Genomic DNA, 12,073 nt, shown 5'->3' on the forward strand with positions numbered 1-12,073 from the left:
CCGTGGACATCGGCGTCGCGATCAAGCTGGTCGCGGGACTGGCGCTGCTGCTCGGCGGCGCGGAGCTGCTCGTGCATGGCGCGTCGAAACTGGCGCTGCGGCTGGGCATGGCGCCGCTGGTCGTCGGCCTGACCATCGTCGCCTTCGGCACCAGCGCGCCGGAGCTCGCCATCGGCATCGACGCCGCGCTGGGCGGTTCGCCGGACATCGCGCTGGGCAACGTGGTCGGCAGCAACATCGCCAACGTGCTGCTGATCCTGGGCGTGGCCGCGCTTGCACGCCCGCTGGTCGTGCAACGGCAACTGGTCTGGCTGGACGTGCCCGTGATGGTGCTGGTGTCGGCGGTCGTCGTCGCGCTGGCCTACGACAATGCGATCGGCCGGCTCGAGGGCGGCGTGCTGGTGGCACTGGGCATTGCCTACACGTCGCTGCTGCTCTGGCTGGCGCGTCGCCGCGGCGAGGGGCCCGTGGTGGCCGAAGGGCTCCCTGTCACGACCGAAGCGCGCCCCGCCACGCCGCGCGGCATGGCACGCCGCAACCTCGCGCTGGTCGCCATCGGGCTGGCACTGCTCGTGCTCGGCGCGCGCTGGCTGGTGCAGGCGGCCGTGGGCATCGCCGGCGCGCTCGGCGTGGACGACCTGGTGATCGGCCTGACAGTGGTGGCGGTGGGCACGTCGCTGCCCGAGATCGCGACCACGCTCACCGCGGTACGGCGCGGCGAGGGCGACATGGCGGTGGGTAACGTCGTCGGCAGCAACATCTTCAACCTGCTCGTGGTGCTGGGCGCGACCGCGGCGGTGGCGCCCGACGGCGTGGCAGTGAGCGCGGCGGCATTGCGCTTCGACCTGCCGGTGATGACGGCGGTGGCGGTGGCCTGCCTGCCGATCTTCTTCACCGGCCACTGCATCCAGCGGTGGGAAGGCGCACTGTTCCTGGGCTACTACGTCGCCTACACGGCCTACCTGCTGCTCGACGCCGCCGGCCACGACGCCCTGCCCGCCTTCAGCGCGGTGATGATGGCCTTCGTCGTGCCACTGACCGCGATCACCCTTGCCATCGTCACGATCCGCGCCTGGCGCCACCGCCACCCGGCAGGCTGACCGCACCCCGTGCACGCGCCCCAGCCAACGCGCGCGAATTCTTACTGTAGGAGCGCCTCTACAGGCGCGATTCCGCGCGGGTGGGGTTTCGCGGAGAAAGCGATCGCGGTGCGAGCCCCGCTCGTACAAGAGCAGCCGCCCCTGTAGGAGCGCACCTCGGGGCGCGACCCCGCCTCGTCCGGGTTCGCGGGGAACGCCATCGCGGGCGTAGGCCCGCTCCTACAGGGATGGGTGGGATTTCTCCCGGGTCCAGATGGTGTGGTCGATGCCGTCGCCGAGCTCGGGGTAGGCCGCGGCGTCGAACCGTGGTGATACCCCCGACCGCAACTGCGCCTCGTAATCGCGCGTCAGCTTCACCACCACGCCCGACAGCCCCAGCAGCGCGACCAGGTTGATCGTCGCCATCAGTGCCATCGCCGCGTCCGCCGCGCTCCACACCAGCGGCACCTGCGCGTACACGCCCCAGGTGATCACGCCCAGCGCCGCCAGCCGCAGCGCCAGCAGGCCCTTCCGCCCGCCGCCCAGGTACAGCAGGCCGCTCTCGGCATACGAGTAGTTGCCCAGGATCGTGGTGAACGCGAAGAAGAACAGCGCGATCGCCACGAACACCGCGCCCCAGTCGCCGAAGAACACCGTCATCGCGCCCTGCGTCACCACGACGCCATCGGCCTCGCCCACCTCGAGCACGCCCGAGAGCAGGATCACCAGCGCGGTCGCCGTGCAGATCAGCAGCGTGTCGATGAAGACGCCGAGGGACTGCACGAAACCCTGGCTCGCAGGATGGTGCGGCACCGGGGTCGCGGCCGCGGCGACGTTCGGCGCGCTGCCCATGCCGGCCTCGTTCGAGTACAGGCCGCGCTTGACGCCGTTGAGCATCGCCGCGGCGATGCCGCCCGCGAGGCCGCCGGCCGCCGGCTCCAGCCCGAACGCGCTGCGCACCACCAGCGCCAGCGCCGCCGGTACCTCGTTGATGTTCGTCGCCACCACCCACAGCGCCGCCAGCAGGTAGCCGGCCGCCATGAACGGCACCACGATCTCCGCCACCCGCGCCACCGAGCGCAGGCCGCCGAAGATCACGATGGCGGTCATCACCACCAGCCCGATGGCGATCTGCCCCTGGGTGAACCCGAACGCCGCCTGCGCCGAAGCGGAGATTGCGTTCGCATGCACGCTGCTGAAGATCAGCCCGTACGAGAACACCAGGCACACCGAGAACGCCACGCCCATCCAAGGCCTGCGCAGCCCGCGCGCCATGTAGTAGCCGGGGCCGCCGCGGTACTGGCCGCGGTCGTCGCGCACCTTGTACAGCTGCGCCAGCGCGCTCTCGGCATACGCGGTGGCCATGCCCAGCGCCGCCACGCACCACATCCAGAACAGCGCGCCCGGGCCGCCGAGGGTGAGCGCGATGGCGACGCCGGCGAGGTTGCCGGTGCCCACGCGCGAGGCCAGCGAGGTGCACAGCGCCTGGAACGGCGAGATGCCGGCCGAATCACCCTCGGTGCCGCGGCCGATGACCTTGAGCATGTGCGGGAACCGCCGCACCTGCAGCGCGCCGAGGCGCACGGTGAACCACAGGCCGACGGCGAGCAGGCCGTAGACCAGCACGTATTCCCACAGCACGAGGTTGACCAGCCCGATCGGCGGCGCGAGCACCGCCTCGATTCCGCCCAGCACCGAATCCATCGCGTTCCCCGAGTGTCCCGGCCACCGATCCTATCGGACCCGCGGAGGGGAGATGGATCCCCGCCTTCGCGGGGATGACGGTGTATTGGTGGATGGGGGCGCGAAGTGGATCCCCGCCTGCGCGGGGATGACGGTGTGGTGGCGGATGGGGGCGCGAGGTGGATCCCCGCCTGCGCGGGGATGACGGTGTGGTGGCGGATGGGGCGCGAGGTGGATCCACGCCTGCGCGGGGATGACGGGGTGGTGGCGGATGGGGCGCGAGGTGGATCACCGCCCCGCACCGTTATCCCCGCGCAGGCGGGGATCCATTCCCGGCGGCACCGACGGATTCGTGCGCACAGGCGCACCCGACGGGATGGGCGTCGCCGGCATTTAGAATGCCGTCTGGTCCAACACCCGGGTGCGACGCATGAAGGTCCTCGTCATCGGTTCCGGCGGCCGCGAGCACGCGCTGGCCTGGAAGCTCGCCCAGTCGCCGCGCGTGGACGAGGTCCTGGTCGCCCCCGGCAACGCCGGCACGGCGTTCGAGGCCAAGTGCCGCAACGTGCCGGTCAAGGCCGACGACCTGGAGGCCCTGCGCCAGCTGGCCCAGGACGAGAACGTCGACCTCACCGTCGTCGGCCCCGAGGCCCCGCTGGTGGCCGGCGTGGTCGACCTGTTCCGCGCCGCCGGCCTGCGCGTGTTCGGCCCCACCGCCGCGGCCGCCCGGCTGGAAGGCAGCAAGGCCTTCGCCAAGGACTTCCTCGCCCGCCACGGCATTCCCACCGCGCACTACGCGGTGTTCGAGGCCGTGGACGAGGCGCTCGCGCACATCAGGGACAAGGGCGCTCCGATCGTCATCAAGGCCGATGGCCTGGCCGCCGGCAAGGGCGTCGTCGTCGCGATGACCAACGAGGAGGCCGAAGCCGCCGTGCGCGACATGCTGGCCGGCAACGCGTTCGGCGAAGCCGGCGCGCGCGTGGTCATCGAGGAGTTCCTCGAGGGCGAGGAGGCCAGCTTCATCTGCATGGTCGACGGCAGGCACGCGCTGGCGATGGCCAGCAGCCAGGACCACAAGCGCGTGGGCGACGGCGACACCGGGCCCAACACCGGCGGCATGGGCGCGTACTCGCCGGCGCCGGTGGTCACCTCCGGCGTGCACGACCGCATCCTGCGCGAGGTCATCGACCCGACCGTGCGCGGCATGGCGAAGGACGGCGAGCCGTTCACCGGCTTCCTCTACGCGGGCCTGATGATCGATGCCGACGGCGCGCCGAAGGTGATCGAGTTCAACGTGCGCTTCGGCGACCCGGAGACGCAGCCGGTGATGATGCGCCTGCGCTCGGACCTGGTGGACCTGGTCGAGGCCGCCATCGACGGAAAGCTCGACAGCGCCAGCACCGACTGGGACGACCGCGTCGCGCTCGGCGTGGTGATGGCCGCGGAAGGCTACCCGCAGAAGCCGCGCACCGGCGACGTGATCAACGCCATCGACGCCCCGGACGTGGACGACACCAAGGTCTTCCACGCCGGCACCAAGGTGGAAGGCGAACACGCCGTCACCGCCGGCGGCCGCGTGCTGTGCGTGACCGCGCTGGGCGAGACGGTGGCCGAGGCGCAACGGCGCGCGTACGAGGAGGTCTCCGGCATCTCCTGGGCCGGCGAGTTCCATCGCCACGACATCGGCTGGCGGGCGATCGCGCGCGAGCAGGCCGCGTAATCCCAACCCGCCCCTGTCGTCCCGAGCGCAGCGAGGGACCTGCTTTTAGGGAGGGACAAACAGGTCCCTCGCTGCGCTCGGGACGACAGGGTTTTTAGCGGGACGCCGAGCACGCACCCCGCGTTGCCCCCGCCGGCCCAGCCACTACACTCGGAGACCGGACCCGCCCCGCCGGTCCACCGCCCTGCCGACCGACACCGCGCGCCCATGATCCTGACCCTGCCCGACCTCATCACCCCCGACGAACTCGCGCGGTTGAAGCGCCTGGTCGCCGACGTCGAGTTCACCGATGGCGGGTCCACGGCCGGCGAGGCGCTGCAGAAGGCCAAGAACAACCAGCAGATCCCGTGGAACCACCCGGTCATGAAGGACGTGACCAACCTGGTGATGCAGGCGCTGGGGCGCTGCGACGCGTTCATGGGCGCGGCGCAGCCGCGACGGCTGGCGGCGATGCTGGTCAGCCGCTACCGGCCGGGCATGAGCTACGGCATGCACGTGGACGCGCCGATCATGGGCGAGCCCAACCACGTGCGCAGCGACGTCTCGTTCACCCTGTTCCTCAACGAGCCGGACACCTACGAGGGCGGCGAACTGGCGTTCGACGCCGGCGGCGGCGAGACCGCCTTCAAGCTGCCCGCCCGCTCGGCGATCTGCTACTCCACCGGCCAGCTGCACCGCGTGCGCGCGGTCGAATCGGGCGAGCGGCTGGCGGTGGTGGGCTGGGTGCAGAGCCTGGTGCGCGAGCCCGCGATCCGCGAGCTGCTGTTCGACCTGTCGGAGGCGCGCGAGCAGCTCGCGGGCATCGAGGAGGCCGAGCGCGCGCGCGAGCTGATCAACAAGTCCTACTTCAACCTGCTGCGCCGGCACGCGGAGCCGTAGCCGGGGCCACGCCCGCGCACCGCATGCGGGTCATGCCTCCGGCACCAGCGCCTCGGTGGTGATGCGCAGCGTGACCTCGTCGCTGACCGCCGGCACCGCGTAGCCCAGGCCGAAATCGCTGCGCTTCACGGTGGTGGTGGCGTCGAAGCCGATCGCCTCGCGCTTGGCCATCGGGTGCTCGCCGCGGCCGTTGAGCGTGGCATCGAGCACGACCTCGCGGGTGATGCCCTTGATGGTGAGGTCGCCCGTGATGGCCAGGCGGTCCTCGCCCGTCGGGCGCACGCCGGTGCTGCGGAAGGTGATCTCCGGGTACTTCGCGGCGTCGAACAGCTCGGCGCTGCGCAGGTGTTCGTTGAAGGCGTCGAAATGGCCGTCGATGGCAGCGACCGGCAGGGTCACCGTGACCGAGGAGGCCGCGACGTCGTCGGCGTCGTAGACGAGCGTGCCGTCGGCCTCGCCGAAGTGCATGACCGGGTTGGAGAAGCCCAGGTGGGTCCAGCTGGCGACCACGTTGGTGTGGGCCGGGTCGAGCTCGAAGGTGACGGGGGCGGCGAAGGCGGCGGCGCTGGTGGCGGCCAAGGCGACGGCGAGCAGGGTGCGCTTGAGCATGGGGTGGGCCTCGCGGGATGCGGAATGGACGAGGGCCATGTTCGTTGTTTCACGCAGGCGATTAAACCGGTCGCGGAGCCACAGATCGTTCCATTCGTGCGATGCATCGACCAGTTTGCCCAGCGCCAGCGCCCTCCCGCACGGTCTGGCACGTGCGCGCTGCCCGGCATAACATCCGTTATAACCGCCACGGGAGGCCACCCATGAAGCTCAAGATCACCACGATCGGCAATTCCGCCGGCGTCATCCTGCCCAAGGAACTGCTGGCCCGGCTGCGCCTGGGCAAGGGCGACGAACTGTTCGCCGTGGAGACGCCCGACGGCATCCGCCTGACCGCGTACGACCCGGAGCTGGCGGCGCAGATGGAGGTTGCGGAGGACGTCATGCGCCGTCGGCGCACCCTGCTGCACAAGCTGGCGCAGTAGCAATGGTCACCTGGATCTCGCGCGCCCTGGCCCTGGCGATCCACGAGCGGCAATTGGCCGAGCACGGGGGCGGCACCGGCATCCGTGACGACGCCCTCCTCGAGTCGGCGCTGGCCCGCCCGCAGCAGCTGTACACCTACGGCGATCCACCCCCCGACCTCGCCGGCCTCGCGGCAAGCCTGGCATTCGGTTTGGCGCGCAACCATCCGTTCGTCGACGGCAACAAACGCACGGCTGCGGTCGCGTGCGAAACCTTCCTGGTGCTCAACGGTGCGTCGCTGGAGGCGGACGACCTCGCGTTGTATCCGATGTACCACGGCCTTGCCGCCGGCGAGACCAGCGAGGCCGAGTTCGCCGCGTGGCTGCGCGCGCACATCGCGACCACCCACGGCGGCACGGTGAACGAGGCGCCAGCGCAATACGGACGCTGATCCGGCGCCGATTGCAAACGCCCGGGAAAGTGGCAAGATTCCCGGCAGAACAGACCGGGCCCGGCGTGCGAACGCCGGCCCGTTTTCTTTTGCACGGGTCCTTCCTGGAGAACGCCATGGCCACGCCGCCGCCCATCACTATTTCGCACCAGGTCGCCGCGCGGCTGGAAAGCGTGCTGGAGGCCGCCGGCGCCGAGTTCGCCGACGTCAAGGCGCGCCTGGAGGCCGAACTCGCGCGCGCCGACCTGTGCGCCGCGGAAGACATGCCGGGCGACGTGGTGACCATGCATTCGCAGGTGACCTTCACCGACGAGAACTCCGGCGCCACGCACCACGCGCGCCTGGTCTACCCGCGCGAGGCGTCGCAGCGCCCGGGCGACGTCTCCATCCTGTCGCCGGCCGGCGCCGCCCTGCTGGGGCTGTCGATGGGCCAGTCGATCGACTGGCCGCTGCCGGGCGGGCGCATGACGCGCTTCAAGGTCACCGCCGTCGAACCACCGCCACAGGACGGCGCATCCCGCTGACGCGGCGACCCGCGCTCGCTAGCCGCCTTCCTGCTTCGGCTTCAGTTCCTCGGCGAGTTCGTCCAGCTCGGCGATCGCTGCCTCCAGCGCGTCATGGAACTCCCCCTGCCGCGTCATCAGGTCCTCGATCGTCTTCGACTCGCCGAGCTTCTTCAGCTTCCCCTCGTCGAACTTGAGCCACTGCGCGGTGAGCAGCTCGACGTTGTTCTTCGAGTAGTGGCGCATTTCCTTGAGCTGGGTGGCCAGGTCGTTGACGTGGTCCAGCGGGGTCTTGGGGGTGTCGTCGGCCATGGCGGCCTCCTCGGGGGACGGACCGCGCGAGCGTAGGCACGGCCGCGGAAGGCAGGCGTGACGGCCCGCGGCGCCCGCCGATCAGCCGACGTGCACGCCGTGCGGCTCGATGTAGCCGGTCGCGATGCCGGCACCGACCAGCAGGATCAGGGCGACCGAGAGCACGATGCGCCTGGTGAGCGCGTTGACGGTGCGCTTGCTGTCGCCCTTGTCGGCGAGCATGTAGTACAGGCCCGCGAACAGGTTGTAGGCGATCAGGCCGAGGAACCCGAGGATCACCAAGGTCTTCATGAAGCCGCTCCGGAGGGTGTTGCGCCGCGGTCGTCGACCTCGCGCGCCTTGAAGGGAAGGACGATGCATCGGCGCCGGATGACCCAGGCCAACGCCATCGCGCCGAGGAACACCCCGTACGACACCGCGGTCGCCAGCACCTGCGGCCAGATCGCGTCGATGGACGTGTCCGCCGACCGCACACTCCACTGCGTGCTGGCAATCGTGGCCACGCCCGCGACGAGCAGGGCGGCGACATCGAAGATCCAGCGGCCCAGGGTGCGCGGCTGGCGCGGGAACACCCAGTACAGGACCGCGAGGATCGCGTACCAGGGCAGGAACAGGATGAAGGCGAGATTGAGCTGGACGGTCTCGTGCACTGCCGAGCGGACACGGTTTCGGGAGAGGTGCTAGCGTACGGGCCGCAGCACAGTTTTTCGTGGATCAGATTCCGCGTGAAAAACCGGATCAGACGGGTTCGTGCAGGCCGCCGGCCATGAAGCGCTACGAGGCGCTGGCCGCCGACATCGCCGCCTCCATCGCCAACGGCACGCTCAAGCCCGGCGACCGGCTGCCTTCCGTGCGGCAGGCCAGCAGCAGCCGCCACGTCAGCCCGGCCACGGTGTTCGCGGCGTACTACCTCCTGGTCGCCAAGGGGCTGGTCCGGTCGAAGGACCGCTCCGGCTACTACGTGGCCGAAGGCGCCAAGGCCCTGCCGCCCGAACCCGACACGCCATCGCAGCCGGATGGCGAAGCACGGCCGGTGGCCGTCAGCGAACTGGTGCTCGGGATCCTCGAGTCGGCGATGTCGCGGGACGTCGTGCCGCTCGGATCGGCCTTCCCGAGCCCCACCCTGTTCCCGTTCGACCGGCTGGGCCGCACCACGGCCAATGCGGTGCGGCAGATCGACCCCTGGAACACGGTGGACGACCTCGCCCCGGGCAGCCAGGCGCTGCGCCAGCAGATCGCCCTGCGCTACCTGGTCGACGGCGTGCAGGTCGGCCCGGAACAGATCGTGGTCACCAACGGCGCGATGGAGGCGCTCAACCTGTGCCTTGGCGCGGTCTGCAGGCCGGGCGACGCGGTGCTGGTCGAGTCGCCCTGCTTCTATGCCTGCCTGCAGGCGCTGGAACGGCTGGGCCTCCGGGCCGTGGAGGTGCCCACCGATCCGCGCGAGGGCATCGATCTCGACGCGATGGCACTGGCCATCACCCGCCACCGGCCGCGGGCGGCCTGGGTGATGACCAACTTCCAGAACCCGCTTGGCAGCGCGATGCCGGAAGGCAAGAAGCAGGCCCTGGTGGAGCTGGCGGCGCGCCATCGCGTGGCGCTGGTGGAGGACGACGTGTACGGCGAGCTCTACCACGGCCATCGCCGCCCGGTGCCGACCAAGGCTTTCGACACCGAAGGCTGGGTGATGCACTGCAGCTCGTTCTCGAAATGGCTGGCGCCGGGCTACCGCGTGGGCTGGGCAGCCCCCGGGCGGTTCCTCAAGGCGGTGGCCTACCAGAAGCTCACCACCTCGCTCACCACCTCGCTGCCCGCGCAGCTGGGCATCGCGCGCTACCTCGAGCGGGGAAGCCACGAACGTCATCTGCGCGAACTGCGACTCGCGCTGCGCAGGAACCGGGACGAATTCATCGAGGCCATCCGCCAACACTTCCCCGCCGGCAGCCGGGTGAGCCGGCCGGCGGGCGGCTATTTCCTGTGGGTGGAGCTGCCCGACGCGGTCGATGCGCTGGCGCTGCACCGGACCGCGAAGGACGCCCGCATCAGCCTGGCCCCAGGGCCGATGTTCTCGGCATCGCGCGGATTCCAGTCCTGCGTGCGCATCAACTTCGGGCACCCGATGACGACCCGAACCGAAAGCGCACTGCGGACGGTGGGCCGCGCGGCGATGCGACGGGGCCGTTGACACCGGCGAGCCGCCCCGCAGGGAACGCTGCCTACAGGTTGCTGTCCTCCGGCGGCACCACCGTCCCCACCGGCGCCGCGCCAGGCAGGCCCGCGCCGGTCTCCGGGCACGGCACGCCGACGGTGTGGCAGGTCATCGACAGCGACCCGTAGGCGTAGCCGTCGACCGGCACGTCGATGCGCTGGCCGGTGGCCGCGGCGAAGCCGGCGACGTACAGCACCGGGAGGAAGTGCTCCGGCGTGGGCGCGGCCATGGCGTAGTCGGCGTGTTCGACCAGGGACGCGGCGTCGCCCGGGCGGTCGGCCAGCACGGCGCGCGCGTGGTCGTCGAAGCGGTGGGCCCAGTCGAAGCCGTGGTCCGGCTGCTGCCAGTCGATCGCGCGCAGGTTGTGGACCACGTTGCCGCTGGCCATCAGCAGCACGCCGCGCTCGCGCAGCGCGGCCAGGCGCGCGCCGAGTGCGACGTGCCATTCCGGCGGCTTGCGCAGGTCGATCGACAGCTGCACCACCGGCACGTCGGCGTCGGGGAAGGCGTGCAGCAGCACCGACCAGGTGCCGTGGTCCAGGCCCCAGCCGTCATGGTCGGCGCCGACGTGGTCGGGTTTGGCGACCTCGGCCACCTCCTCCGCCAGCTCCGGCAGGCCCGGCGCCGGGTACTGCACGTCGAACAGCGGCCGGGGGAAGCCGAAGAAGTCGTGGATGGTGCGCGGCCGCGCCATCGCCGTGACCGCCAGCGCCGGCACGTACCAGTGCGCCGACACCATCAGGATGGCCCGCGGCCGCGGCACCGCCGCGCCGATCGCCCGCCACGTGTCGGTGTAGCGGTTGCGCTCGAGGGCGTTCATGGGGCTGCCGTGGGCTAGGAAGGCGGCGGGCATGGGAGTGGTCTCAAGCATGTCTCGGTCCTCCACGCGGTGTGGGCACCCAAAGGCTGATGTTTTTCAACGGCGAATTGTTCACGGCGTCGCCGCGCCGAGCAGACTACTCCTCCAGTCCGAATCGCGCCTTCAACGTTTCAACAGTGGAAATCCAAGCCGCCGTAGTCGGCTTTGCGGCCGAGTTCTGATTCCCAAAAAGACCCGTCTCACGGATCGCATTCTTTTCGTCTACCGTCTTAAGCCAGCGAACCGGAACGAAGTACTCCTTCCGCTCCGGCAGTAGGGCATAGCTCGCCAAGAGCTCGCTGATGTTGCCCACATCGAAATAGCGACGCTGGCCTTCGGATGTATCCACCTTGAACTCATCCGCTGGCACCGGTGGCCCAAGGACTTCGCCGACCCCGATGTATCCCGCGCCCGGCCGATTGACCCAGACTCGCCCTCCTGGCTCGAGCAATTTCAGGGTTCGGGAGAACCATTCGCGTCCACCCGCGCTGATGAAGCCAAACTTACGTGCGTCGTCCCAACTCCGGTGCTCCCCGCCGTAGTTCGCGTAGAACTCGCCATTCCACGAAACCTGTGAACGGCGTGCCGTCTGTTCCACGAGTTGCTTGTTGCGAACTTTGACTTGGTAGTCCTCCGCCTCTTTCAGCGGAATGATCTGCTGGAAGTCGAGAAGTAGACGCTGATCCAGTCTGTAAGCCCCGACGCGGAACGCAGTGATATCCAGCCCCTTGCCGTTGAGCCAGAGAATTGAAGACGTCAGTTCGCGTGAGTAATTCTCACAAAAGAGCACGATCCTGACGTCCTGCCCGAACTCGTCCTCCTGGGGCTCACTCCATCCCAGATGCTCGAGAATGCGTCCTCGGGCATCCGCATCCGCATCTCCCAGATGGCTTGCAAAGGTCGAAACTGCCTGGTCGAAAGTCATCGTCGACACCATCGCTGCGTAGCGCACGGCTTGCAGTTCCATGTGGACACCGGTCTCGCCCCGCTTGAGCTCGATGACCACCAGATTCGCCTGCTTGTCCAAACCCAATAGATCGATGCGACGCCGCGAGTCTTCCCACTCCCCGAACTCCTCGGCGGTGACGAGGATGTCTGGAACAAGATCGCAGATGTGCGCCCGAAGCAGGCGCTGAAGATCACGGCGCTCGTGGATCTCTGCCTCAGCCAATGTGCCGCGTTGCATCTGGACCAACGCATTAGTTCCAACCTCAAAGAACGGCATGGGCAATTCCTTTCTGCTGCACTCGCTACGCGAGGCTGATCCTATGCGATTAGTCGCTTCCTAGCTGGAGGGGAGGCGCGCGTGCTGGGCCAGCTAGAGGTTGCTGTCCTCCGGCGGGACCGCGGTGGCAACCGAGGGC

The 12,073-nt window shown here is 69.6% G+C and carries 14 protein-coding genes; 7 read left to right on the forward strand and 7 right to left on the reverse strand.

Annotated elements, in window-relative coordinates:
- The first annotated feature begins 2 nt into the window (after window positions 1–2).
- Window positions 3–1,100: a calcium/sodium antiporter gene (locus ACYU7H_RS04255; protein ID WP_460812738.1), complete on the forward strand. Its 1,098-nt coding sequence runs from the start codon at window positions 3–5 to the stop codon at window positions 1,098–1,100.
- Window positions 1,101–1,319: 219 nt separating this feature from the next.
- Here ACYU7H_RS04255 and ACYU7H_RS04260 read toward each other — a convergent pair whose 3' ends face one another.
- The gene (locus ACYU7H_RS04260; protein WP_460812740.1) at window positions 1,320–2,783 is read right to left on the reverse strand and encodes an alanine/glycine:cation symporter family protein; all 1,464 of its coding nucleotides are present in this window, start codon (window positions 2,781–2,783) and stop codon (window positions 1,320–1,322) included.
- A 409-nt stretch (window positions 2,784–3,192) separates the two neighbouring features.
- On the opposite strand from ACYU7H_RS04260, the gene purD reads away from it, so the two are divergent.
- Both purD and ACYU7H_RS04270 read left to right on the forward strand, forming a co-directional pair.
- The gene (gene purD, locus ACYU7H_RS04265) at window positions 3,193–4,482 is read left to right on the forward strand and encodes a phosphoribosylamine--glycine ligase (RefSeq protein WP_460812742.1); all 1,290 of its coding nucleotides are present in this window, start codon (window positions 3,193–3,195) and stop codon (window positions 4,480–4,482) included.
- Window positions 4,483–4,689: 207 nt separating this feature from the next.
- A complete protein-coding gene (locus ACYU7H_RS04270) occupies window positions 4,690–5,361 on the forward strand; it encodes a Fe2+-dependent dioxygenase (RefSeq protein ID WP_460812744.1) in 672 nt (223 codons plus the stop codon).
- Between the two features lie 30 nt (window positions 5,362–5,391).
- Here ACYU7H_RS04270 and ACYU7H_RS04275 read toward each other — a convergent pair whose 3' ends face one another.
- A complete protein-coding gene (locus tag ACYU7H_RS04275; protein WP_460812745.1) occupies window positions 5,392–5,970 on the reverse strand; it encodes a YceI family protein in 579 nt (192 codons plus the stop codon).
- 203 nt (window positions 5,971–6,173) lie between these two features.
- Here ACYU7H_RS04275 and ACYU7H_RS04280 point away from each other — a divergent pair, with 203 nt between their 5' ends.
- The 3 genes from ACYU7H_RS04280 (at window position 6,174) to rnk (ending at window position 7,350) form a co-directional block, all read left to right on the forward strand.
- Complete coding sequence (locus ACYU7H_RS04280; protein WP_460812747.1) at window positions 6,174–6,395, forward strand: AbrB/MazE/SpoVT family DNA-binding domain-containing protein; 222 nt, start codon at window positions 6,174–6,176, stop codon at window positions 6,393–6,395.
- Between the two features lie 2 nt (window positions 6,396–6,397).
- Entirely contained in the window at window positions 6,398–6,826 is a 429-nt protein-coding gene (locus ACYU7H_RS04285) for a type II toxin-antitoxin system death-on-curing family toxin (protein ID WP_460812749.1), read from the forward strand.
- 116 nt (window positions 6,827–6,942) lie between these two features.
- Window positions 6,943–7,350, forward strand: a complete 408-nt coding sequence (gene rnk / locus ACYU7H_RS04290) for a nucleoside diphosphate kinase regulator (protein ID WP_460812750.1) — start codon at window positions 6,943–6,945, stop codon at window positions 7,348–7,350.
- A gap of 18 nt (window positions 7,351–7,368) precedes the next feature.
- Here the strand turns inward: rnk and ACYU7H_RS04295 are convergent, their stop codons facing one another.
- The 3 genes from ACYU7H_RS04295 to ACYU7H_RS04305 form a co-directional block, all read right to left on the reverse strand.
- Window positions 7,369–7,641 carry a hypothetical protein gene (locus ACYU7H_RS04295; RefSeq protein WP_460812752.1) on the reverse strand — a complete coding sequence of 91 codons (273 nt, stop codon included), beginning with the start codon at window positions 7,639–7,641 and terminating at the stop codon, window positions 7,369–7,371.
- Window positions 7,642–7,722: 81 nt separating this feature from the next.
- A complete protein-coding gene (locus tag ACYU7H_RS04300) occupies window positions 7,723–7,932 on the reverse strand; it encodes a twin transmembrane helix small protein (protein ID WP_460812754.1) in 210 nt (69 codons plus the stop codon).
- Window positions 7,929–8,291 (reverse strand): hypothetical protein, encoded by a 363-nt coding sequence (locus ACYU7H_RS04305; RefSeq protein WP_460812756.1) that lies wholly within the window; start codon window positions 8,289–8,291, stop codon window positions 7,929–7,931. The genes ACYU7H_RS04300 and ACYU7H_RS04305 overlap by 4 nt, the downstream gene beginning before the upstream one ends.
- 116 nt (window positions 8,292–8,407) lie before the next feature.
- Between ACYU7H_RS04305 and ACYU7H_RS04310 the strand changes: the two genes are divergently transcribed.
- Window positions 8,408–9,826 (forward strand): aminotransferase-like domain-containing protein, encoded by a 1,419-nt coding sequence (locus ACYU7H_RS04310; protein ID WP_460812757.1) that lies wholly within the window; start codon window positions 8,408–8,410, stop codon window positions 9,824–9,826.
- A 31-nt stretch (window positions 9,827–9,857) separates the two neighbouring features.
- On the opposite strand, the gene ygiD is transcribed toward ACYU7H_RS04310, so the two are convergent.
- Complete coding sequence (gene ygiD / locus ACYU7H_RS04315; protein WP_460812758.1) at window positions 9,858–10,721, reverse strand: 4,5-DOPA-extradiol-dioxygenase; 864 nt, start codon at window positions 10,719–10,721, stop codon at window positions 9,858–9,860.
- An 85-nt stretch (window positions 10,722–10,806) separates the two neighbouring features.
- Window positions 10,807–11,934: a hypothetical protein gene (locus ACYU7H_RS04320; RefSeq protein ID WP_460812760.1), complete on the reverse strand. Its 1,128-nt coding sequence runs from the start codon at window positions 11,932–11,934 to the stop codon at window positions 10,807–10,809.
- Window positions 11,935–12,073 lie beyond the last annotated feature (139 nt).

Source organism: Luteimonas pelagia (assembly GCF_054776035.1).